This is a genomic window from Azoarcus olearius (assembly GCF_001682385.1).
GTDB lineage: Bacteria > Pseudomonadota > Gammaproteobacteria > Burkholderiales > Rhodocyclaceae > Azoarcus > Azoarcus olearius.
The window spans coordinates 3949602-3972804 of the sequence record NZ_CP016210.1; the positions used below are offsets into that span (position 1 = coordinate 3949602).

Here is a 23203-nt window from a genome sequence, read left to right on the forward strand (position 1 = left end):
CCGCATCAGGGCGTGCGCGAACGCCCCTGACTGCGGCGGTGCTGCCGCGCCTCGAGCCACCACACGCGATCGAACACCCGCGCCAGACTGGGCAGCAGCGGCGCGAAGTAATGCCGCGCCGCCGACGGACGGTCGACCTGCGAAGCGCGCAGCGGCACACGCAGCGCCCGCAAGCGTTCGCGCAGCGATGGGTGGAAGGGCGTGGCCTCCGCTTCGTCATCGGCAAACGCGGCGATGTCGAGCGCGGCCATCGACAGGCGCGAGAAACCAGCCTCGACGCCCAGCCCCATTTCGCGGAACGGCCGGATGGACGGACGCGACCGGCCCGAGCTGCGCGCCATGACCTTGGGCCAGTAATCCTGGCGCAGGAAGCGCTCCTTCAGGTTGACCTCGACCAGGGTTTCTCCGAGCAGACCGGCCCCTACCAGCTGCGCGGCGATGTGGTCGGCCTCGAACTCCTCGATGCGCTTCAGCCGCAGCATGTCCAGATAAAAACGGCGCAGACGGCGGTCGATCATCCCGCCGATGGTCGGAAAGGCCTCGCAGGCCCGGTCGAGGATGCGCATCGACCATGCGCGCACGTGGGCGCCGAGGGCGCTGCCTCCGCCGCGCTGCAACACGAGGTGGGCAAATTCGTGCGCGAGCACCGCGGCAAGCTGGCTGCGCGACACGCTGTGCACCAGCGGCAGACCGATCATCAGGTGGGTTTCAATGCGCCCGATCCAGCCCCAGCACGGCCGCTGCATCACCATCGCATTCATGTCGCCGGTGACCCAGACGCCGTGGATGCGGGCCGCCGACAGGCGACGGGCGAGGTCGTCGGTGAGCTGATAGAAGGCAGGCGCCGCCTCGCGCGGCACCCGCACGCCGGCCGGCGAAGGCGAAACGCCGAACAGCGCCACCAGCCGGCCGCAGGTGATGGCACTGGCCACCGCGAGCAGGCTCCAGCCGCCGGCGTTGAGCGGCACACCGTCGGTCAAGGCGTCCCAACTGTGCGAAAAGGCAAATGCGGCAAGCGCGAAGGCCGCCGACACGAGCATCGCCAGCGCCAGCACGCCAAGCACGGCCACCAGGGTGAGGCGCCGGGCAAGACGCGGCCGCAAATGGAACATGCGGGCTAAGGGCGGAGTACGCGGGTGCTTCACGGGCTTTGGCTCCACGACAGCCATGAACCGCAGGACTATAACGTGCGGCACCGCACGATGATATTGACCAAAAGGAATAGACCCTGCAAAGGCTATGGCTTTCGTGGAAGGCTCGCTTTCTCCGCGCGATGCGTCTATAGTCCGCGCCTTGCCGCGCGCCCAGCCAATCGGCCGCGGAATTTTGTCCCACCGACCGTATCGGTCCCTCTTTCCGCACGCCTCGATTGGTGTCACTCGGCTTCGAGCGACAGGCTGTCGCCGGAGCACTGCCGCATGACCACCGAACTCACCTTCGCCAGCCTCGGGCTGGCCGAACCCCTGCTGCGCGCCATTTCGGACACCGGCTACACCACGCCGACTCCGATCCAGGCCAAGGCAATCCCGCTGGTGCTGGCGGGCGGCGACCTGCTCGCCGCCGCGCAGACCGGCACCGGCAAGACCGCCGGTTTCACGCTGCCGGTGCTGCACAAGCTCGCCGCCACCCATGTGCACCCGCACCCCGCGGGCAAGCCGCGCTGCCTGATCCTGACCCCCACCCGCGAACTCGCGGCCCAGGTGGAAGAATCGGTGCAGACCTACGGCAAGCACCTCGCGCTCACCTCGATGGTGATGTTCGGCGGGGTCAACATCAATCCGCAGATCAGCGCGCTGAAGAAGCGGGTCGACATCCTGGTGGCGACCCCCGGCCGCCTGCTCGACCACGTCGGCCAGAAGACCCTGGACCTCTCCGGCGTCGAGATCCTGGTGCTGGACGAAGCCGACCGCATGCTCGACATGGGCTTCATCCGCGACATCCGCAAGGTGCTCGCGCTGCTGCCCAAGCAGCGCCAGAACCTGCTGTTCTCGGCGACCTTCTCCGACGAGATCCGCGACCTCGCCAACGGCCTGCTGCACAACCCGGGTTGCGTCGAGGTGGCGCCGCGCAACACCGCGTCCGAGCGCGTCGAGCAGACGGTTTACATGATCGGCCAGAAGCAGAAGCGCGAATTGCTGGCGTGGCTGATCAAGGAAAAGCAGTGGTTCCAGGCCCTGGTGTTCACCCGCACCAAGCACGGCGCCAACAAGCTCGCCGAATACCTCACCAAGCACGACATCCCGGCCGCCGCGATCCATGGCAACAAGAGCCAGAGCGCCCGCACCCGCGCGCTGTCGCAGTTCAAGGATGGTTCGCTGCCGGTGCTGGTTGCGACCGACATCGCTGCGCGCGGCCTCGACATCGACCAGCTGCCGCAGGTGGTCAATTTCGAGCTGCCCAACGTGCCGGAGGATTACGTGCACCGCATCGGCCGCACCGGCCGTGCCGGCGCTGACGGCAACGCGATCTCGCTGGTCGATGGCGAGGAAGTGAAGCTGCTGACGGCGATCGAACGCCTGATCCGGCGCAAGATCGACCGCGCCACCGCGGAAGGCTTCGTGCCCTCGGCGGTGCCGGACACCAGCGCCGACGACGACCGCGACGAACGCCGCGGCCAGGATCGCGGCCGCGGCCGGCAGGGCCAGGGCCGCGACAGCAACCGCAGCCAGGGACAGCCGCAAGGCCAGGCCCGCCGCGGCGGTGAAGGCGGCAATGGCGGCGGCCGCGGACAGGGAGGACGCCCGGGCGCGCCGGCCCGCCAGGGCAACGGCGGCCAGCGCCGGGACCAGCCGCGCGGCGAGGTGAATGGCAATCGCGCCCAGACGACGCAGCAGCGCGAGGTGGACGGCAACCGCATGCCGGCACCGCGCCCGGATGTGGACGGCAACCGCATGCCGGCGCCGTCGCGCCGCGGCGAGGTCAACGGCAACCGCGCCCAGCCGGCGCCGCGCCAAGGCCAGAACAACCGCGGCGGGCGTCCCGCGCAGCAGCGCGCGGCGCTGTTCTCCGCCAAGCCGGGCGGCAATCGCTGAAGCCTTTCCCGGCACCCGCCGGCAACATCCTGCCCGGAATAACGCTGCGGCCCCTCACGGGGCCGCAGTCACATCAGCGGGTCGCTGCCACCTGCCGGCCGACACCGTCGGCGCGCTCACGCCGCTGCGCCAGCCGGTCGAGCGCCGACACGATGGCGAGCACCGAGGCGGTGACGATGTTGGCGTGGATGCCGACGCCGAAGGTGCTGCCGCCGCCCTCGCCGTCGGCCAGCTCGATGTAGGCGACCGCGCGTGCATCGCCGCCCTGGCCGATCGCGCGCTCCTCATAGCCGAGCAACACCGCACCGGCGTCGAGCGCATGCAGCGCGGCGTCGATGGGGCCGTTGCCGACACCGCGCAACACCCGCCGCACGCCCGCCTCCTCCACCGTCAGGCTGATACCTTGCTGGCCGCCATGCTCGGCGAGGTGATGCTCGACGTAGGCATAGGGCGCAGCCACCGCCAGGTACTCTTCCTCGAACGCACGCCAGATGTCGCCCGCGCTCAGTTCAGTACCGCGTTCGTCGGTGATGCGCTGGATCGCCGCCGAGAACTCCACCTGCAGGCGGCGCGGCATCACCAGGCCGTATTCGGCTTCGAGCAGGTAGGCGATGCCGCCTTTGCCCGACTGGCTGTTCACCCGGATGATGGATTCGTAGCTGCGGCCGAGGTCGGCCGGATCCACTGGCAGATAGGGCACCTCCCACACCGCGTCCGGCTGCTGCACGGCGAAGCCCTTCTTGATCGCATCCTGGTGCGATCCGGAAAACGCGGTGAACACGAGATCGCCGACATAGGGGTGGCGCGGATGGATCGGCAACTGGGTGCAGTGCTCCACCGTGCGCGCCACCTCGTTGATGCGCGAGAAGTCCAGTCCCGGATGCACGCCCTGGCTATAAAGATTGAGCGCCAGGGTGACGAGGTCGACGTTGCCGGTGCGCTCGCCGTTACCGAACAGGCAGCCCTCGACGCGGTCGGCGCCCGCCATCACCGCGAGCTCGGCCGCGGCCACCGCGGTGCCGCGGTCATTGTGCGGATGCACCGAGAGCAGCACGCTGTCGCGCCGGGCGAGGTGGCGGTGCATCCACTCGATCTGGTCGGCATAGACGTTGGGGGTGCTCATCTCCACCGTCGCCGGCAGGTTGATGATGCATTTCTGCTGCGGCGTCGGCTGCCACACCTCGATCACCGCGTTGGCAACCTCGACCGCGAAGTCGAGTTCGGTGCCGGAGAACACTTCCGGGCTGTACTGGAAGGTGAAGTCGGTGCCGGGCTGGCGCGCCGCCATCTCGAGGAAGTAGCGCGCACTGTCGACCGCGATCTGCTTGACGCCGGCGCGGTCGGTGTCGAACACGATGCGGCGGAAGTTGGGGGCCACCGCGTTATAGACGTGCACGATGGCGCGCTTGGCGCCGCGCACCGATTCGAAGGTGCGCTCGATGAGGTGCGGACGCGCCTGGGTGAGCACCTCGATGGTGACGTCGTCGGGAATGTGGCCGCCTTCGATGAGTTCGCGCACGAAGTCGAAGTCGGTCTGCGACGCGGCGGGAAAGGCGACCTCGATTTCCTTGAGGCCGATCTCCACCAGCATCTTGAACATGCGCATCTTGCGCTCGCTGTTCATCGGCTCGAACAGCGCCTGGTTGCCGTCGCGCAGGTCGGTGCTCATCCACACCGGCGGGCGGGTGATCGCGTTGTCAGGCCAGGTGCGGTCGGTAAGGCCGCGGCCGCCGGGCACGACGCCGGCAAAGGGGGTGGCGGGACGGTACTTGGTGTGCGGGTTCTTCAACATGTTCGTTTCCTTCGTGTTCGGGGATCGAAAATCGGAGCGGCGGCGGCCGGCGCGTGATGGGCGCGGAGGCTGCCGGACGGCCGCAAGGTCGTGGTCCGGCAACCGGGTCGCAGTCGTAGCGTGTCGAGAAGGGCGAGGATCATGATGAACTCCAGGGGGCACGGCATCGCCACCGCCGGAACAGGTCGACAAGACGGACCTCGCCCGGAAGGCGGCACAGGAAAACGACAGGAGGGGGGAAGGATTTAGCTGCGCGGGGCGCGCAGCAGCAGGCCCAGCGCGAGCAGCGCCGGTGCGAGCAGGAGAGCGAAGGAGAGGGCCGGAGCGGCCGGGTTCGCGTTCATGGGGTTGAAACGTAACCGGCCAACCCGGGCGGCGTCAAGCGGCCGGCCAGCCGTTCTCGCCAATCAGGCCGGCCAATGGCACGCGCTCGGCCCAGCTTTCGAGTTCCAGCATCGGCTTTGGATAGAAGGCATCGACGTGGCCGAGACACAGAATGGCGACCGGTTTGGCGCCCTCCGGCATCCCGAGCAGCGCGGCCACGCGCGCGGGGTCGAACAGCGACACCCAGCCCATGCCCAATCCTTCGGCGCGCGCCGCCAGCCACATGTTCTGGATGGCGCAGGCCACCGACGCGAGGTCCATTTCGGGCAAGGTGCGGCGGCCGAAGACGTGGCGTTCGCGGCCGTCGGCCAGCGCCACCACCAGCACCTCGCCCGCTTCGCCCATGCCTTCCACCTTGAGCCGCATGAACGCATCCTCGCGCTCGCCGAGCGCGCGCGCGGTGGCGAGCCGCTCTTCCTCCACCAGGGCGCGCAGGGCGCCGCGCAGCGCATCGTCGGTGACCCGCACGAAGCGCCACGGCTGCATGTAGCCCACGCTCGGCGCCTGGTGGGCGGCCCACAACAGGCGTTGCAGCACCGCCGGGTCCACCGCGCCCGGGCGGAAGTGGCGCATGTCGCGGCGCTCGGCGATCGCGCGATAGACGGCTTCGGTTTCGACGGCGGAGAAGGCGTGCGACGGAGCGGTAGACATGCGCGGTGCGGCTCGACAGACGATGCGGCCCTGCAGTTTACCCGGAGGTGCCGGCGCCCGCAGCCGCGCCGCCCGGTGCCCGCCGGCGGGCGACGACGCGCTGGTAGAGGCCGCCGAAGAAGGTCTGCTTCTCCCACTCGAAGCCATCGCCCGCTGCGCCCGCGAGGTCGCGGATTTCCACCGCCAGCAGCGAGGGCGCGTAGGGTTCGAAGGCGCGGAACACCATCGCCATCAGTGGCCGCAGCGGATGCAGCGGCCGCGCCCGGTGGTAATCGACGAACACCGCCGTGCCGCCGGGTTGGACGGCCGCGAGCAGGTTGCCGACGATGCGGCGGCGCACGGCAGGCGGCACCTCGTGCAGCAGGAAAAAGCAGCACACGCCGTCGTAGCGGGCGGCAAGCGGCGTGGACAGATCGGCGCAACGCACCTGCACCTGCGGCAGGTCCGCCAGCTTGCGCGCCGCGTTGGCGACCTGCAGCGGCGCCACGTCCACCACGTCGAGCGCGCCCTGCGGCCCCACCCGCGCGGCCAGCCCGCGCGAGAACCGGCCGTACACGCAGGCGGCCTGCAGCACCCGCCCGCCGGGATGGAATGCGGCGAGTGCGGCCTCCGTCAGCCGCGCCGCATTGCCCCACAGGATTGCATTGACCACCCCCTGCGAATCGAGCCAGCGCAGGTTGCGGCGGTCCAGGTAGGCCCAGGAATAGGTCCGCCGCAGGTACAGCGGCAGCGGTGCGCCGGTGTCATTGGCGGGGGACAGCAACGCGGGATCGTCGGGTATCGGCTCCATGCCCGCGAGCATAACCGAGCCGGCGGCGCCTCGCGCCCGACATGCGTGCATCGCCGCCCTGCGCGGCCCGCCGGCTATTCCGAATGCGATATGCCCGAGTGTCGCGCCGGCACGACGCCTACTGCGTCACACCAGCCTGAAAGCTGCGCGGGCGCTGGCAGTGTGGGGTTTGAAAAAATCCCATTTCCAAGCTAAGGTTTCCCCCCGCGTTGTGACAGCCGTATTACGCCCTTCCGTCTGCCTCCTGGTACGGATGCAAGGCACCCGGTCCGGTGCTGTCGCGTCAAAATCGAATTGGAGAATGTCGGATGCGTAACGTCGAACTTTTCGGCGCGTTGGGCCACAGGTTCATCCTGTTGAATGAAAGCGAGCCGGGCGAAGAAGACGGCATCCGCTCCAACCAGTACCTGATCGTGCGCGACGGCGCCGGCGTGCTGCTCGACCCGGGCGGCTTCGGCGTGATGCCGCAGGTGCTGGCCGAAATGCTGCGCTACGTGAAGCCCGACCGCATCGAGGCGATCGTGCTGTCGCACCAGGACCCGGACATCGTCGGCGGCCTGTCGACCTGGCTGGAACTCACCCCGGCCGAAATCTACGTCTCCAGCATCTGGATGCGCTTCCTGCCGCACTACGGCCTGCGCGACATGAGCCGCTTCCGCGGCGTGCCCGACGAAGGCATGGAGTGCGAACTCGCACCGGGACTCAAGCTGCGCATCCTGCCGGCGCACTTCCTGCACTCCGAGGGCCAGATCAACGTCTACGACCCGGCCTCGCGCATCCTCTTCACCGGCGACATCGGCGCCGCGATGATGCCGATCGACCGCGACGAAGCCTTTGTTGACGACTTCGCCGCCCATCTGCCCTACATCGAGGGTTTCCACCGCCGCTACATGGGCTCCAACCGCGCGATCCGCTGCTGGCTCGACACCATCGCCGGGCTGGACATCGACATGATCGCGCCGCAGCACGGGCCGATCTACCGCGGCAAGGCGGTGGGCGACTTCCTCGCCTGGCTGGGCAAGCTCGAATGCGGCATCGACCTGCTCGAAGCCGGCGGGCGTTTCCGGAAGGCCTAAGCCGCATGCCACCGCTCATTCCGCCGACCTCGCAGGACTCGACGCTCACGCCGCACCGCCTGCGGGTCATCGGCGAACTCGCGCGCCTGCTCGAATCGCAGACCCGCACGCGCTACTTCAGCGAGGCGCTGGTCGGCACCACGCGCGCGATGCACGCCGAAGCGATGGAGCGCCTGACCAGTGCGATCGGCGAGACCAGCAGCCCGCACTTCGTCGAAACCCTGGAACAGGCGCGCGACATCTGCGGGCGGCTGTCCGACAGCTTCGACCTGCTGCTGGCCGAGCGCAACCGCCAGTCGGCCGCCAGCCATGAAGGGCTGCGCGACCTGATCAGCGAGTTCGACGACATGTTCACGCTGTTGTCGAACACCCTGGTCGAGCGCGAACTGCTCGAACGCCAGAGCCAGGTGCTCGAGCAGATCATCCTGTCGCACGAGCGCATCGGGCAGTGGAAGGCCTTCGTCCAGGCCATCCTCAGCGACTTCCACGCGATCTTCCCGTTCGACCTCTTCTTCGTCGCCTTCGCCGAAGAGAACGGGCTGATGCTCAACGTGTATTACTTCGGCGAATGCGACGAGGCTTACCGCCTCGCCACGCGCCAGCAGCTCGCCCGCAGCATGATCGAAAGCCTCGGCCTGCCGGCGGATTCGCCGCTGGACTACGAGGAATTCCAGGTCCAGCGCAACCAGAGCATCCGCCCGGTGCGGCCGGAGCAGATGATCACGGTGCGGGTGCCGGAGCACTCCTCGCAGCTCGCCGGCCTGCTCGGCGTCACCTTCCTGTCGTCGCAGGAGCTGAACGCGCGCGAGGAAAGCGTCATCCGCTCCATCCTCGCGGTGATGGTGATGGTGGTCGGTTCCAGCAAGGTGCTGTCGCGCACGCTGGCCGAGCTGGAGTACTACTCCATGCACGACCCGCTCACCGGCCTGTACAACCGGCGCCACTTCAACAACATGCTGGAGTACGAAATCGGCCGCTCGGAACGCCACGAGCACGAATTCGCGCTGCTGCTGCTCGACCTCGACGACTTCAAGGACGTCAACGACTCCTACGGCCACCCCACTGGCGACAGCGTGCTGGTGCGGGTCGCCGAAATCCTGCGCGGCCACATCCGCAAGGGCGATCTGGCCACCCGCATCGGAGGCGACGAGTTCGCCATCATGCTGATGGAAACCGGCACCGAAGGCGCGGTATCGGTGGCGGAAAAGCTGGGCGCCGCGCTGCGCGCCACCAGCTTCGAAAGCCCCAATGGCAAGCGCTTCCACATCACCACCTCGATCGGCGTGGTGGTCTATCCGCGCGACGCGCGCACCGAGCACGACCTGCTCGCCGGCGTGGACATCGCGATGTACCGCGCCAAGGAGTTGGGCAAGGACAGCGCATGCACGCTGGCCTCGATGCCCGGCCAGCTGAAGGCCACCCGCGTCACCCGCGACTACGCCGAGAAGCTGCGCGAGGCGCTGCGCGAGAACCGCATGGTTCCGTACTTCCAGCCCATCGTCGATTGCCACACCGGCGTGCCCTTCGCCTGCGAGACGGTCGCCCGCCTGAAGGAGAAGACCGGCGAAACCATCGCCGCCGGCGCCTTCATCGACACCATCGAGAAATACGGCCTCGGCCGCGAACTCGACCGCGTCATCATCCGCCAGACGCTCGAAGCCGCGGCCGCGCGCGCCCGCACCGGCGCACCGCCGCTGCGCGTGTTCATCAACCTGTCGGCGCAGGAAATCCAGGGCCGCGGCATCCTCGGCTATGCCGAAGAGCTGTGCAACGAACTCGGCATCCCGCCCAGCCAGGTGGTGTTCGAAATCCTCGAACGCGACGCCATCGGCGACATGACGAACATGCGCAAATTCCTCGCGAACCTGCGCAAGAAGGGCTTCGCGTTCGCACTGGACGACTTCGGCAGCGGCTACAACTCCTTCCACTACCTGCGCGAACTGCACTTCGAATTCGTCAAGATCGACGGCGCCTTCGTGCGCAGCATCGTCGAATCGCCGATCGACCGCGCGCTGGTGCGCAACCTCACCAACCTGTGCAAGGAAATCGGCATCCTCACCGTCGCCGAGTTCGTCGAATCCGAGGAAATCCTCGAGATGCTGCGCGAGATGGGCATCGACTACGTCCAGGGCTACCACATCGGCATGCCGCTGCCGCAGATGCCCGATGTCGCCTGAATGATGCGCGATGGCTGCCGGTTGACGTAACGGCAGCTTGCACGCCGCCGCGGCGCTCGACTATCCTCGCGCTGCATTCGATCCGGGTGCCCTGGAATGCAACCGCATGACAGGGTGAAACGGGAAGTCCGGTGACGTCGGAAGTTCAGCTTCCGACCAGTCCGGCGCAGCCCCCGCTGCTGTAAGCCTGACGACTCCGCCACACGCCACTGAGCCTCGCGCTCGGGAAGGCCGGCGGACGAGGAAGAAGGCGAGCCAGAAGACCGGCCCGATCGAACGAGAGGTGTGAATCCCGGGGTGAGGGTTCGATCCGACTGGTTCAACGGCAGCCGTCCTTTTCCGCTTTCAGCACCACGCGGCCGCTCGTCCAGCCGAATCCGTTTTGCATGACCGCGTTCGCTTTTCATGGCCGCACAGCCATGTTCCGCGCCTGCGCCTGCACGCTCCGCTTCACGCCATGGTCTGGCACTCGAGGGGAGTCATCATGCATATCGAACCCGGTCTGGTTTCCGCCGCCAAGGTCGCCGTCGCCAACGTCGCCGCCGTCGCGCTGGTCGGCGCACACGCGCTGCAATTCGTCCGTCAGCCGCAACTCGTCGTCCGCAGCCTGCTCGCGGCGCTGTTCTTCTCGCTCTTCATGCAGAGCTTCCACCTGCCCGCCGGGCCGTCGGAGCTGCACTTCATCGGCGCGATGCCGATCTACCTCATCCTCGGCTTCGTCCCCACGCTGGTCGGCTTCGCCGCCGGCCTGCTGGCGCAGGGCATCCTGTTCGAGCCCACCGACCTGGTGAACCTCGGCGTGAACACCCTGTCGCTGGCGCTGCCGCTGCTGGTGCTGCATCACACCGCCGGCAGGCGCGTCGATGGACTCAGTGTGCGCAACATCCTCAAGCTCGACGCCATCTACTACGCCGGCGTCGCGCTGATGGTCGGCTTCTGGCTCAGCCTGGGCGACACCGCCACGCCGTTCGCGGCCTGGGCCGGCTTCGCCGCCCACTACCTGCCGGTAGTGCTGATCGAGCCGCTGGTGACGATCGCGCTGGTCGGCCTGCTGCGCCCGCACGCCGCGCACCCGGCGCTGCGTCTGTGCACCACGCTGCGCACTGCCTGAGCGCCATGCCCGGCACCATCTGGTTCGTCGGCGCCGGCCCCGGCGACCCCGACCTGATCACCGTCAAGGGGCGTCGCCTGCTCGAGCAGGCCGGCGCCATCCTGTTCGCCGGCTCACTGGTGGACCAGGCGGCGACGCAGTACGCGCCGCCCGGCTGCGCCATCCGCGATTCCAAGGACATGACGCTGGAAGAGATGACGGCCTGGCTGGTCGAGGCTGCAGGCCGCCATCCGACGGTGGTCCGCCTGCAGACCGGCGACCCCGGCCTGTATGGCGCGCTGGTCGAGATGACGCGCCCGCTCGACGCCGCCGGCATTGCCTGGAAGGTGGTGCCGGGCGTGTCGTCGGCGATGGCCTCGGCCGCCGCCGCCGGCGAAACGCTGACCCTGCCGGAAGTGACGCAGACGGTGATCCTCACCCGCGTCGCCGGCCGCACGCCGATGCCGCCGGGCGAGGAGCTCGAAGCCCTCGCCGCCCACCGCACGACGCTCTGCCTGTTCCTGTCGATCACCCTGCTGCACGAAGTCCTGCGCGCGCTGCGCGCCGCCGGCTGGCCCGAGGACGCGCCCATCGTGGTGGTGCAGAAGGCGAGCTGGCCGGGCGAGGAAAAGGTGGTGCGCGGCACGCTCGCCGACATCAAGAAACGCTGCCAGGCGGAGAAGATCGCCAGCCAGGCCATGATCATCGCCAGCCCGGCGCTCGGCGCCCGCGACTGGCCCGGGATCGCCCGCTCCAAGCTCTACGACCCCGCCTTCACCCACCGCTTCCGCCGCGCCGTCGCGCCTGCGGACGCGGCCCCCGCCAGCGAGGCACCGCAATGAACGACACCACCCTGCTGCTGATCGGCCACGGTTCGCGCAACCGCGAAGGCAACAAGGAGATCCTGCACTTCGCCGCCCAGTGGCGCGAACGCCACCCCGCCTGGCGCATCGAGGTCTGCTTCATCGAGCACGCCGAGGTGCTGCTCGACGAAGGCCTGGACCGCGCTGCCCGCGCCGCCCGCAACGTGGTCGCCATCCCCTTCATCCTCAACGCCGCCGGCCACGTCAAGATGGAGCTGCCGGCCGCGATCGAGCGCGCCCGCGCCCGCCACCCCGGCGTCGGCTTCTCCTGCGTGCGCCACCTCGGCATGGGGCGCGAGATCTTCGCGGTGCTGCAGGGCCAGCTCGAACGCCTGATGAAATCGCTGGCGATGCCCGATCCGCAGACCACCGGCGTGATCCTGCTCGGCCGCGGCTCGTCGGACGCCGGCGCCAACGGCGAACTCGCCAAGATGGCGCGCTGGATCTTCGAAGAGGGCGACCACGAACTGGTCGACCTCGCCTTCACCAGCATCACCTGGCCGCGGCTGGAAACCGTGGTGCAGCGCCAGGTGAAGCTGGGCATGGCGCAGATCTGCATCGTGCCGGTGTACCTCTTCACCGGCGTGCTGATCGAGCGCATCCAGGCCCAGGTGGAGCGCCTGCAGCGCCAGTACCCGCAGATCGCCTTCGCGCTCGGCAGCCACTTCGGCTTCGACAAGGGTGTCTTCGACCTGCTCGACGCCCGCGTCAGCGGCATCGACTGCGCCGAAGGCCCGCTGCTGGAGTGCGACGGCTGCAAGTACCGGCTCGCCGCCGAGGCCGAACACCTGCACGACCACAGCCACACCCATGTGCATGACGACCATGGCGATCACGGTCACGCCCACCAAGGCCATGACCACGGTCACGACGGCCATCACCACCGCGATCACGCCCACGCCTGAAGCATGAGCACCGCCAACACCGTCACCGAACAGCTCACCGCCGCCGGCCGCGCCATCGAGCACGACTCCTTCGCCATCATCGATGCCGAGGTCGGCGCCCATGCCTACAGCGCGGAGCAGTGGCCGATCGTCCGCCGCATGATCCACGCCAATGCCGACTTCGAGTTCAACGGCCTCACCGACTTCCACCCCGCGGCGGTCGAAGCCGGGCTCGCCGCCATCCTCGGCGGCGGCTCGCGGGTGGTGGCCGATGTCGAGATGATCTGCGTCGGCCTGTCGGCCTCGCGCCTGGCGCACTTCGGCATCAGCACCCACCAATTCATTTCCGATACCGACGTCATCGCCCGCGCGAAGGCGGAGGAGACCACGCGCGCGGTGCAGGCGATGCGCAAGGCGCACCGGCTGGGACTGATCAACGGCGCCCTCGTCGGCATCGGCAACGCCCCCACCGCGCTGATCGAGCTGGTACGGCTGATCCGCGAGGAAGGCGCGCGCCCGGCGCTGGTGGTCGGCATGCCGGTGGGCTTCGTCTCGGCGGCGGAATCCAAGGACCTGATGGCCGGACTCGACGACGTGCCGTGGATCGTGATCCGCGGCCGCAAGGGCGGCTCGACGCTGGTGGTCGCGGCGATCCACGCTTTGCTCGGGCTGGCCGAAGCACGCCAGCGCGCGGGGCGCTGAGCCGATGAGCACTGGCCACGCGCTTTCGCCGGCGTCCCAGGAGAAGATCCGCAAGGGCGACCCCAAGCGCGACCGCGGCAACCGCAGCGGCTTTTCCACCGGCGCCAACTCCGCCGCCGCCGCCGCCGCGGCCACGCTCGGCCTGGTGCGCGGCGCGGTGCCGGACACGGTGGAGTGCGTACTGCCCAACACCCAGATCGTGCGCTTCGCCATCGCCGACGGCTGTGTGGACGGCGACCGCGCCCACGCGGTCAGCATCAAGGACGCCGGCGACGACCCGGACGCCACCCACGGCGCCCACCTCACCGCCGACGTGCGCCGCATCCCCGGCGGCGGCGGTGCCATCGTCCTCAAGGGCGGGCCGGGCGTCGGCGTGGTCACCAAACCGGGGCTGGGGCTGGAGGTCGGCGGTCCGGCGATCAACCCGGTGCCACGCAGCAACATCGCCGCCAACGTCGCCGCCGCCGGCAAAGCCATCCTCGCCGCCGGCGACAGCCTGGAAGTGACGATCTCGGTGCCGGGCGGCGAGGAGATGGCGAAGAAGACGCTCAACGCGCGCCTCGGCATCCTCGGCGGCATCTCCATCCTCGGCACCACCGGCATCGTGCGGCCTTACTCCACCGCGGCCTTCCGCGCCAGCGTGATCCAGGCCGTCGACGTCGCCGCCAACCAGGGCCAGACCAGCGTGGTGTTCACCACCGGCGGGCGCACCGAGAAGTGCGCGATGCGCGAATTCCCCGAACTGGACGAAGCCTGCTTCGTGCAGATGGGCGACTTCGTCAAGGCCGCCTTCACCACCGCACTGAAGCAACGCATGCGGCACATCATCGTCGGCGCCATGGTCGGCAAGCTCACCAAGATCGCCCAGGGCCTGTCGGTGACCCACGCCTGGCGCGAAGAGGTGGACCGCGAGCTGATCGCCGGCGCCGCGATCGAGATCGGCGCGCCGCCCTCGCTGGTGGAAGAAATCCGCGCCGCCGAAACCGCCCGCTTCGCGGCCGAAAGACTCGACGAACTCGGGCTCGCGGTCGCCTTCCACCGCGCCCTGGCCGAGCGCGCCATCACCAGCCTGCGCCAGCGCTACCCGGGCCCCCACCGGCTGTCGGTGATGGCCTGCAATTTCGAAGGCAAGCCCGTCGTCACGGTGCATGACGACGCACCGGCCGGCACGGACTACGCCCCGCTCCCCGATACAGACCCCGATGCAGACTGAAATTCTCCACATCGTCGGCATCCTCGACGACGGCTGGACCGGCCTCACCGACGCCGCCCGCCAACGCCTTGCCGGCTGCGGCCTGGTGATCGGCGCCGCGCGCACGCTGGCGCGGGTCGCGCCCTTCCTGCCCGAAACCACCGTGCTGCGCGACATGGACGGCGCGCTATCGAAGGTGCCCGGCTGGGTGCGCGACGCCCAGGCGGACGGCCTCGCCGTCGCGGTGCTCGCCACCGGCGACCCGCTCTGCCACGGCATCGCCGGCTTCCTGATCGGCAAGCTTGGCGCGGCGAACGTCGCAGTACATCCGGCGCCATCGACGATGCAGCTCGCCTGCGCGCGGCTGAAAAAGCCGTGGCAGGACATCGCGATTGCCTCCTGCCACAGCGCCGACGCCGGCGAGTGGACGCCCGGCGCCCCGCCCGATCACGGCCTCTACAAGCTGGTGCGCGCGGTGGCGGAACACCCCCGCGTCGCCGCCTTCACCGGCCCCGACAACAGCCCCGACCGCATCGCCCGCGCGCTGCTCGCCGCCGGTTACGGCGAGGACGTGCGCCTCTCGGTCGCCGCCCGCCTGTGCCTGGCCGACGAGGCGGTGTTCGGCGATCTCCCGCTCGCGGACGCGGCGGCGATGCGCTTTCCCGATCCCAATATCCTCGTCATTGAACGCACGCCGGCCGAGCGCCGCGCGCTGTTCGGTTTCGACGACAGGGACTACGTCCAGCGTCAGCCGGAGAAGGGCCTGATCACCAAGCTGGAAGCGCGCGCGGTGTCGCTCGCCAAGCTCGGGCTTGCCGCCGACAGCATCGTCTGGGACATCGGCGCCGGCTCCGGCTCGGTCGGGCTGGAAGCCAGCCGCATCGCCCGCCACGGCCACGTGTGGGCGATCGAGAAGAACGCCGCCGATGCCGCCAACGCGCTCGAAAACGCCCGCCGCCTGCGCGCCAGCAACTACACCCTAATTCAGGCCAAGGCACCGGACGGGCTAGACGCCTGGCCCGACCCGGATGCCATCTTCATCGGCGGCTCCGGCGGCGAGCTGGCCGAACTCATCCTGCTGGCGCTGGCGCGGCTGCGCCCGGGCGGGCGGCTGGTGATGAACTTCGTCACCCTCGAAAACCTGACCACCGCAACCACGGTGCTGGCAGTGGCGGGCGCCGCCTGGGACGTGACCATGCTGTCGGCCGCGCGCAGCCAGCCCATCCTCGACATGCACCGCCTCGCCGCGCAGAACCCGGTGTGGATCGTCTGCGCGCGCAAGGCTGCACTCCAAGCGGAAATCCCTCGCGATGAAAATTGACCCCGCAACCGGGCAGGCCCCGGACGTGCCGCCCGGCCCGGCGACCTCGGCCGACGCAGCCCACCCAACAGGCAGCGCGAAGGACAGGCGTTCGACACACTCCGCCCCAACCGCGGTGGGCAACGCCGCCCGCGACATTCCGCACAGCCCCCATCGCCCCGGCTCGACCTTCGGCCGCCTGATCGGCGTCTCGCTCGGCCCCGGCGACCCCGACCTCATCACCCGTCGCGGCTGGACCGCGCTGCAGTCGGGCGCGCGCTGGACCTATCCGGTGAAGAAGGCGGAAAGCGGCTCCTACGCGCTCGACATCGTGCGCCGCGGCGGCCTTGCCGTGCCGGGCGACGCCGAAGCGCTGGTGTTTCCGATGACGCGCGATGCGCTCGCGCTCGCCCGCGCCTGGGCGCGCGCCGCCGCCCGCACCGTGGCGCTGCTCGCCGAAGGCCGCGACGTGGTGTTCCTGGTCGAGGGCGACGCCTCCACCTTCTCCACCTTCGGCCACCTCGCCCGCACGGTGCGCGAGCTGGCGCCGACGGTGGACGTGGAAACCATCCCCGGCATCAGCTCCTTCGCCGCCGCTTCCGCGCGGGTGCAGCGCCCGCTCGCGGAAGAAGACGACACCTTCGCTGTCGTCCCCGCCGCCTACGGCATCGACGTCATCGCCCGCCTGCTGCCCGACTTCGACACGCTGATCCTGCTCAAGGTGAAGCCGTTGCTCGACGACCTGATCGACCTGCTCGCCGCGCGCGGTTTGCTTGGGCAGGCCTGCTTTGTCGAGAAGGTGGGGTCGCCGGAAGAGCGGGTGGTGCACGACGTCGCCGGCCTGCGTGGCGAAAAGGTGAATTACCTGTCGCTGCTGCTGGTGCGCAATCCGGGGCGGATTCGGGGGGAGTTGCAGCGGGGGTGTCGGAAGAAGCCGACGGTTGTGGTTGCAGAGGAGGCGCCCGGCTGATTGACGGGGGTGACGTCCCCGGTTCCTCCCCCTTCAAGGGGAGCGAAACAGGGGTTTCGGCGAACACTGCTCGCAGCCTGCGGAGCGGTGAGTCGGACCCGAGACTAGTGGCTGGGAGGGCGCTTGTAGTCCCTCCCCCTTCAAGGGGGAGGTTAGGAGGGGGATGGGGTTGGAACTGGGGCCGCACTAACCCCATCCCCACCCCAGCCCTCCCCTTGAAGGGGAGGGAGCAAAACAACTCCCCCCGCATCACAGATTGTTAACCGCCGCGCCCACAACACGGAAAACCATGCCCCAACACCTGCCCTTCCCCAACGACCGCATCGCGGTGGTTTCCATCACCCGCCACGGCATCGCGCTGGCCGGCAAGGTGGTCGCCGCGTTGCCCGGTGCCGCCCTGTTCGCGCCCAACAAGTTCCGCGCCGAAGCCGCTGCGGCCGCGCCCGGCGCCGCCGCCTGCTACGCCGGCAAAACCGGCGACCAGATTCCGGCGCTGTTCGCCGCCTTCGACGGCATCGTTGCCATCGTCTCGCTCGGCGCGGTGGTGCGGCTGATCGCGCCGCACCTCAAGAACAAGGACGCCGACCCCGGCGTGGTGGTGCTGGACGAAGCGGCGCGCTATGCCATCCCGGTGCTGTCCGGCCACCTCGGCGGCGCCAACGCGCTGGCCGGCGTGCTCGCCGAAACCCTGGGCGCGCAGCCGGTGCTGACCACCGCGTCGGACGCGCGCGAAACCCTGGCGGTGGACCTGCTCGGGCGCGAACTGGGCTGGACCTTCGAAGCCACGCACGACGAGATCGTGCGCGCCAGCGCCGCCGTGGTGAACGACGAGCCTGTGGCGCTAGTGCAGGAGGCCGGCAGCTGCGACTGGTGGCCGCGCCACGCCAACGGCCGCAGCGGCCCGCTCCCGGCCAACATCCGGCTGGATGTCACGCGCATCGAGGACATCGACCCCGCCGCCTGGGGCGCGGTGCTGTGGATCAGCCACCGCCCGCTGCCGGCGGCGCTGGCGCCGCAGCTTGCCGGCAAGACGGTGATCTACCGGCCGCCGCAGGCTGCGCAGTGAGCAAGGCGATGAAGCTCGCCCTCGGCCTCGGCTGCGACCGTGGCACGCCGACCGCCACCGTGCAGCAGGCGCTGGACGAAGCGCTGGCGCAGCTCGGCGCCAGCCTCGCCGACATCGCCGCGGTGGCGAGCATAGACCTCAAGGCCGATGAAGCCGGCTTCGCCGAACTCGCGCGCCGCCACGGCTGGTCCATCCAGTTCTACCCGGCCGTCGAGCTGGCGCGGGTCGCGGTGCCCAACCCGTCGGAGACGGTGCGCAAGTACACCGGCACGCCATCGGTGTCGGAAGCCGCCGCGCTGCTCGCCGCCGGCCAGGCCGCCAACCCCGCCGCCCTCGTCGTCGAAAAGCACAAGCTGCGCGGCGCCGACGGCAAGAACGCCACCCTTTCCCTCGCGAGGATCCCGCAATGAACAAGGGCAAGATCATGCTGGTGGGCCTCGGCCCCGGCAGCCACGACCACCTCACCGCGCGCGCCCGCGCCGCCATCGCCGAAGCCGACACGGTGATCGGCTACGTCACCTACATCCGCCTGGTGGCCGACCTGCTGGAAGGCAAGGAAGTCATCAAGAAGTCGATGACCGAAGAACTCGACCGCGCCATCGAGGCGCTGGACCGCGCCCGCCAGGGCAGGAAGGTGGCACTGGTGTCCTCGGGCGACGCCGGGGTGTACGGCATGGCCGGGCCGACCTTCGAGGTGCTGTTCCAGGCCGGCTGGACGCCCGACTCGGAGATCGAGGTGGAGATCGTTCCCGGCGCTTCGGCCTTGAACACCTGCGCCGCCTTGGTCGGCGCGCCGCTCACCCACGACTTCTGCGCGATCTCGCTGTCCGACCTGCTCACGCCCTGGCCGGTGATCGCGCGCCGGCTCGACGCCGCCGCCGCGTCGGACTTCGTCACCGCGCTCTACAACCCCAAGAGCGGCCGCCGCACGCGCCAGATCGTCGAAGCGCAGCGCCTCTTCCTGCGCCACCGCGACGCAGATACGCCGGTCGCCATCGTCAAGTCCGCCTACCGGCCCAAGCAGCGCATCGAGTTCAGCACGCTGGCGAAAATGACCGAGTGCGACATCGGCATGCTCACCACGGTGCTGATCGGCAACAGCAGCACCTTCGTGCGCGACGGCCTGATGGTCACCCCACGCGGCTACGCCAACAAGTACGACGTCGCCGGCGACGGCGCCGCGCGCAGCGGCGAACAGGCCGGACGTTCGCTCTCCACCGGCCTCAATGGCTGGCTGGAAACCCTCCGCAGCAGCGGCGAAACCCCGGCCCAACTGGCCGCGCGCTACCGCCTGCCGCTGGACTACATCGTCGCCACCCTGGCCGAAGGGCCGGAAGCCGAGGCTGAAGACAGCGTCGAGGAGCCGGCGGCATGAGCACCTCCCCCGCGGCCGACAGCGGCGTGCCGGCCACCGAGATCGTCAAACCCAAACTTGGCCACTACCGCCGCCACCTGCTGGTGTGCACCGGCCCGCGCTGCAGCGCGGACGGCGAGGCGCAGGCGCTGTTCGACAGCCTCGGCCCTACCTTCAAGGCTGCCGGGCTGGACCAGGGCGAACTGCGCGTGAAGCGCACCCGGGTATCCTGCTTCGCCGCCTGCAAGGGCGGGCCCATCCTGTGCGTGCAACCGGACGGCGTGTGGTACTACAACGTCACGCCCGAGAACATGCAGCGCATCGTGGATCGGCATCTGGTGGGGGGTGAGGTGGTGGAGGAACTGGTATTTCACCGGGGGCCGGGGCTGGGGGATGGCGGCGAGGGTTGAGCGGTCGGCTTGTTTACCTGCGGTCGGCGACTGGTGTTTCAGCCAACGCTGGTTTCCGTCAGTCATACCGCAGCGCAGTTTTTCCCCCTCCCCTTCAAGGGGGCGTAGACGGGGTTTCGCGGAGCACCGCTCTTCGCCGCCGGAGCGGCGGAGCGACGCGGAGACTCCATTGGGGTGGGGATGGGTTTAGTAAGCGCCGGAAGCCAAACCCCATCCCCCTCCTAAGTAGTCTCGGCTCCGCCTCACCGCTCCGCAGGCGGCGAGCAGTGCTCGCCGAAACCCCTGCTACGCCCCCCTTGAAGGGGGAGGGACAAAGCCATCTCTCGTTGAGGGGGGAGGACTAGCCCCTCGCCTCCCGACCCCGCGTACCGACCCGGTCACCGCTCGCAAACCCTGCCTGCACATAGCGCACCGCCAGCCGCCCCTTCACCAGATACGCCGCCCGCGCAGGCTCCACCGGCCGGGACGCGCTTACGCCATCCACCGGGCGGCCCCCGCCAACACTCACCGCCGGCATACCCATCACCCAATCACCCACCCTCACCCACCACGGCCGCGGCACCTCCACCAGACACTGCCCGGCCCGGTCCATCGCCCACAGCGCCACCGTGGCTGCTCCCGACAACACATGGCTGTCGCCTTCGGCCAGCACCACCCGGCGCAGCGGCCAGCCGCCGTCCAGCCACACGCCATCCGCATCCCGGTAGGCCACCGTCACGCCACCGCCGACTGCGACGATGCGGGTGCCGGCGCGGCATTCCAGCTCTGTCGCACTATCCCGCGACAGCGCCACCAGCGCGGCGTTGGAAGCGGCGGGACGACGTGCGAAGCGGCGTTCGAAGGCAGACATGGCGGGCTCCTGTTCCGGGCGCGGCCCGGTGTGATCGACGTGCCGCCAGACTAGGTTTCGCCCGCCGGGCGCAACAGGCACAGCCCACTACAATGTGAAGCGCAACAGACACGGAATCACCGCCGCTGTTGCGGCCCGTTTCGCCCCGCTCTGTATCTGTCGCCGCACGCGCCGCGGCGCCATCATGGTGTTCATGGACTTGTCGCCCCCGCCCGCGCCGCCCGCCTCCGCCCAGCCGCTGTACAGACAGCTGGCCGCCGGTTATCGCACCGCGATCGAGGACGGCACGCTGCGCCCCGGCGACCGCATGCCCTCGGTGCGGGCGCTGATGCAGCGCCACGCGGTCAGCCTGTCCACCGCGCTGCAGCTCTGCCGCCACCTGGAGGACGAGGGCTGGCTGGAGGCGCGGCCGCGCTCCGGCTACTTCGTGCGCCGCCGCCTGCGCGCGATAGCGCCCGTCGCCGAACCGGACGCCGCCGGCAGGCCCGACCCCGCCGCCTTTGTCGGCATCCACGCCACGGTGTCGGCGATCGTCGCCGAAGGCCTGCGCTGCCCGGATGCGCTCAACCTCGGCGGCGCCAGCGCCGCGCCCGAGCACTACCCCACCGAGGCGCTGAAGAACGCCGCATTGCGCGCACTGCGGCGCAACCCGGAACTGCTCACCACGCCCGGCTCGCCCAACGGCAACCCGGCCTTCCGCGCGGTGCTCGCGCGCCGCGCGCTGGAAGCCGGCATCCGCGTCACCGCGGACGAGGTCACCGTCACCCACGGCGGCATCGAGGCGGTGAACCTGGCGCTGCGCGCGGTCGCCAATCCCGGCGACACGGTGGCGGTGGAATCGCCCACCTTCTTCGGCCTGCTGCAGGTGCTGGAAAGCCTGGGCATGCGCGCGCTGGAAATCCCCACCAGCCCGAGCAGCGGCATCTCGGTGGAAGCGCTGGAGCTGGCGATCGAGAGCTACGGCGACATCAAGGCGGTGGTGGTCGTGCCCAACCTCCAGAACCCGCTCGGCGCGATCATGCCGGACAGCCGCAAGGCCGCGCTGGTGGCGCTGTGCGAGCGCAACGGCATTGCGCTGATCGAGGACGACCCCTACCGCGAGATGCACAGCCGGGCGACGCCGCCGAAGGCGCTGAAGGCCTGGGACCGCAGCGGCAACGTGATCCACTGCGCCTCGCTCAACAAGGTGCTCGCCCCCGGCATGCGGCTGGGCTGGATGGCGGCGGGGCGCTGGCAGGCGCGGGTGGCGATGCTGAAGTTTGCGCAAAGCCGCCACAACGAGGAATGGTCGCAGCTCGCCGCTGCCGAGTTCATGGCCACCAGCGCCTACGACCGTCATCTGCAGCGCCTGCGCGAACACCTGCGCGAGCAGCGCGAACGCATGGCCGACGCGGTCGCCGCGAGCTTTCCCGCCACCACCCGGCTGAGTGTGCCGGACGGCGGGGCGATGCTGTGGATCGAGCTGCCGGGCCAGCTATCGTCGCGGCGCCTGTTCGAACACGCCCTGGCGGCCGGCATCCGCATCGCGCCGGGCACGATGTTCTCCAACTCGGCGCGTTTCGATCACTTCATCCGCCTGGGTTGCGGTCTGCCCTTCACCCCCGCGCTGGCGGCGGCACTGCAGCGCCTAGGCGGCCTTGCGCATGCGCTGGCGGCCGAAGCGGGCGACAACGCAGCCCGGGCTGCGGCGGCGGGCTGAGCCGGCCCACGGTCGGAACGCCGGCTTCGTTCGGCGATATCGCGAGACTCACGCACGCGCCGCGGAGCGCTGCTCCGCAAGCCTTGCGTGGCTTCACCCCTGCGGGTCAGCGGCCTGCGCCGCGCTGGCGAACGAAATCCGCCACGCCCTGCTGGAACGCCGCTACCAACGCAGCGCGCGGCACGCCCCCGCCCGCGCTTGCATGCGCCATGACGAGCGCGGGATACACGCTGCGCTCCCCCTGCGCGACAAAGGGCAGCCAATCCAGCGAGCGCACCGCGACCGCATCGAAATCCAGCTTGTCGAGCAGGCTTTCGAAACGCGCCAGGCTGCCGATCGCCGGCACGCACAGCAACTGCCCGTCCGGCCGCAGCCAGCCGAAGAGCTGGCGCAGCAGCGCCGGATCGACATCCGGCTCGATCAGCCCCTGCGTATCCACGATGGTGTCGAAAGGCGGATCGGCGACGTAGCGCCGGGCATCGGTGGCGGCGTAGCGCAGATTGCCCAGCCCCAGCCGGGTGGCAAAACGCCGTGCCTGTTCGATGCTGGACGGCGAGACGTCGATACCCCATACCTCGGCCCCGGGCCGGCAGCGCGCATACCAGCTGGTGAGGTAGCCGATGTTGCAGCCCAGGTCGAGGATGCGCTCCCCGCCCAGCCGGGCGGCGACGAACTCGCCGGTGACGCGGATCGCGTCCGCCTTGCCGGCATGGATCAAGGGGGCGAGGTCCGGCCGCGCGATGAACTCGTAGAAGGCGAGCACGTCCGCAGGCCGGGGCCGCGCGCGGTCGACCGCCTTGCCGAGTTGCGCGAGACGTTTGGCATCCCGTGGCGCGAGCGCCGCCATCGGTGCCGGACGGATGCCGAAAACGGCCAGATGATCGGAAAGCGTGGGCAGGGCGGAGGTGTCGGTCATGGCGA

The 23203-nt window shown here is 69.7% G+C and carries 21 protein-coding genes and 1 riboswitch; of the genes, 15 read left to right on the forward strand and 6 right to left on the reverse strand.

Translation table 11 applies throughout. From position 1 onward, the window contains the following. Nucleotides 1-5 precede the first annotated feature (5 nt). Nucleotides 6-1112, reverse strand: a complete 1107-nt coding sequence (locus dqs_RS18070; RefSeq protein WP_065341318.1) for a M48 family metallopeptidase — start codon at nucleotides 1110-1112, stop codon at nucleotides 6-8. Between the two features lie 306 nt (nucleotides 1113-1418). Here dqs_RS18070 and dqs_RS18075 point away from each other — a divergent pair, with 306 nt between their 5' ends. Then, nucleotides 1419-3032, forward strand: a complete 1614-nt coding sequence (locus dqs_RS18075; RefSeq protein WP_065341319.1) for a DEAD/DEAH box helicase — start codon at nucleotides 1419-1421, stop codon at nucleotides 3030-3032. 73 nt (nucleotides 3033-3105) lie between these two features. Here dqs_RS18075 and leuA read toward each other — a convergent pair whose 3' ends face one another. The 3 genes from leuA to rquA all read right to left on the reverse strand — a co-directional run bounded on the left by leuA (nucleotide 3106) and on the right by rquA (nucleotide 6649). Then, nucleotides 3106-4824 (reverse strand): 2-isopropylmalate synthase, encoded by a 1719-nt coding sequence (gene leuA / locus dqs_RS18080; RefSeq protein ID WP_065341320.1) that lies wholly within the window; start codon nucleotides 4822-4824, stop codon nucleotides 3106-3108. A 378-nt stretch (nucleotides 4825-5202) separates the two neighbouring features. Beyond that, nucleotides 5203-5859, reverse strand: coding sequence for a 5,6-dimethylbenzimidazole synthase (gene bluB, locus dqs_RS18085; protein ID WP_011767246.1), 657 nt, complete (start codon nucleotides 5857-5859; stop codon nucleotides 5203-5205). A 37-nt stretch (nucleotides 5860-5896) separates the two neighbouring features. Beyond that, a complete protein-coding gene (rquA, locus tag dqs_RS18090) occupies nucleotides 5897-6649 on the reverse strand; it encodes a rhodoquinone biosynthesis methyltransferase RquA (protein ID WP_050976224.1) in 753 nt (250 codons plus the stop codon). A gap of 308 nt (nucleotides 6650-6957) precedes the next feature. Here rquA and dqs_RS18095 point away from each other — a divergent pair, with 308 nt between their 5' ends. The 13 genes from dqs_RS18095 (at nucleotide 6958) to dqs_RS18155 (ending at nucleotide 19733) form a co-directional block, all read left to right on the forward strand. Continuing rightward, nucleotides 6958-7725, forward strand: coding sequence for an oxygen-binding di-iron domain-containing protein (locus dqs_RS18095; protein ID WP_065341321.1), 768 nt, complete (start codon nucleotides 6958-6960; stop codon nucleotides 7723-7725). Between the two features lie 5 nt (nucleotides 7726-7730). Continuing rightward, nucleotides 7731-9902: a putative bifunctional diguanylate cyclase/phosphodiesterase gene (locus dqs_RS18100; RefSeq protein ID WP_011767249.1), complete on the forward strand. Its 2172-nt coding sequence runs from the start codon at nucleotides 7731-7733 to the stop codon at nucleotides 9900-9902. Nucleotides 9903-9968: 66 nt separating this feature from the next. After that, nucleotides 9969-10188: riboswitch (cobalamin riboswitch) on the forward strand. A gap of 198 nt (nucleotides 10189-10386) precedes the next feature. Continuing rightward, nucleotides 10387-11013: an energy-coupling factor ABC transporter permease gene (locus tag dqs_RS18105; protein ID WP_065341322.1), complete on the forward strand. Its 627-nt coding sequence runs from the start codon at nucleotides 10387-10389 to the stop codon at nucleotides 11011-11013. A gap of 5 nt (nucleotides 11014-11018) precedes the next feature. Then, nucleotides 11019-11834, forward strand: coding sequence for a precorrin-4 C(11)-methyltransferase (gene cobM, locus dqs_RS18110; protein WP_179947999.1), 816 nt, complete (start codon nucleotides 11019-11021; stop codon nucleotides 11832-11834). Beyond that, the gene (locus dqs_RS18115) at nucleotides 11831-12760 is read left to right on the forward strand and encodes a sirohydrochlorin chelatase (protein WP_065341323.1); all 930 of its coding nucleotides are present in this window, start codon (nucleotides 11831-11833) and stop codon (nucleotides 12758-12760) included. The genes cobM and dqs_RS18115 overlap by 4 nt, the downstream gene beginning before the upstream one ends. 3 nt (nucleotides 12761-12763) lie before the next feature. Then, on the forward strand, nucleotides 12764-13441 hold the full coding sequence (locus dqs_RS18120; RefSeq protein WP_065341324.1) for a precorrin-8X methylmutase: 678 nt from the start codon (nucleotides 12764-12766) through the stop codon (nucleotides 13439-13441). 4 nt (nucleotides 13442-13445) lie between these two features. Next, complete coding sequence (locus dqs_RS18125) at nucleotides 13446-14654, forward strand: cobalt-precorrin-5B (C(1))-methyltransferase (RefSeq protein WP_065341325.1); 1209 nt, start codon at nucleotides 13446-13448, stop codon at nucleotides 14652-14654. Continuing rightward, nucleotides 14644-15954 (forward strand): bifunctional cobalt-precorrin-7 (C(5))-methyltransferase/cobalt-precorrin-6B (C(15))-methyltransferase, encoded by a 1311-nt coding sequence (locus dqs_RS18130; RefSeq protein WP_065341326.1) that lies wholly within the window; start codon nucleotides 14644-14646, stop codon nucleotides 15952-15954. The genes dqs_RS18125 and dqs_RS18130 overlap by 11 nt, the downstream gene beginning before the upstream one ends. Then, nucleotides 15944-16903, forward strand: coding sequence for a precorrin-2 C(20)-methyltransferase (cobI, locus tag dqs_RS18135; RefSeq protein ID WP_236778704.1), 960 nt, complete (start codon nucleotides 15944-15946; stop codon nucleotides 16901-16903). The genes dqs_RS18130 and cobI overlap by 11 nt, the downstream gene beginning before the upstream one ends. Before the next feature lie 289 nt (nucleotides 16904-17192). Next, nucleotides 17193-17969, forward strand: a complete 777-nt coding sequence (locus tag dqs_RS18140; RefSeq protein ID WP_065341327.1) for a cobalamin biosynthesis central domain-containing protein — start codon at nucleotides 17193-17195, stop codon at nucleotides 17967-17969. Between the two features lie 8 nt (nucleotides 17970-17977). Next, nucleotides 17978-18379, forward strand: coding sequence for a cobalamin biosynthesis protein (locus dqs_RS20945; RefSeq protein ID WP_065341781.1), 402 nt, complete (start codon nucleotides 17978-17980; stop codon nucleotides 18377-18379). Then, nucleotides 18376-19344, forward strand: coding sequence for a precorrin-3B C(17)-methyltransferase (cobJ, locus tag dqs_RS18150; protein WP_084018660.1), 969 nt, complete (start codon nucleotides 18376-18378; stop codon nucleotides 19342-19344). The genes dqs_RS20945 and cobJ overlap by 4 nt, the downstream gene beginning before the upstream one ends. Beyond that, complete coding sequence (locus tag dqs_RS18155; RefSeq protein ID WP_065341328.1) at nucleotides 19341-19733, forward strand: (2Fe-2S) ferredoxin domain-containing protein; 393 nt, start codon at nucleotides 19341-19343, stop codon at nucleotides 19731-19733. The genes cobJ and dqs_RS18155 overlap by 4 nt, the downstream gene beginning before the upstream one ends. A 340-nt stretch (nucleotides 19734-20073) precedes the next feature. Here dqs_RS18155 and dqs_RS18160 read toward each other — a convergent pair whose 3' ends face one another. After that, entirely contained in the window at nucleotides 20074-20583 is a 510-nt protein-coding gene (locus dqs_RS18160) for a hypothetical protein (RefSeq protein ID WP_065341329.1), read from the reverse strand. A gap of 184 nt (nucleotides 20584-20767) precedes the next feature. Between dqs_RS18160 and dqs_RS18165 the strand changes: the two genes are divergently transcribed. Next, nucleotides 20768-22282: an aminotransferase-like domain-containing protein gene (locus dqs_RS18165; RefSeq protein WP_065341330.1), complete on the forward strand. Its 1515-nt coding sequence runs from the start codon at nucleotides 20768-20770 to the stop codon at nucleotides 22280-22282. A 106-nt stretch (nucleotides 22283-22388) separates the two neighbouring features. Here the strand turns inward: dqs_RS18165 and dqs_RS18170 are convergent, their stop codons facing one another. After that, nucleotides 22389-23198, reverse strand: a complete 810-nt coding sequence (locus dqs_RS18170; protein ID WP_065341331.1) for an SAM-dependent methyltransferase — start codon at nucleotides 23196-23198, stop codon at nucleotides 22389-22391. Nucleotides 23199-23203 lie beyond the last annotated feature (5 nt).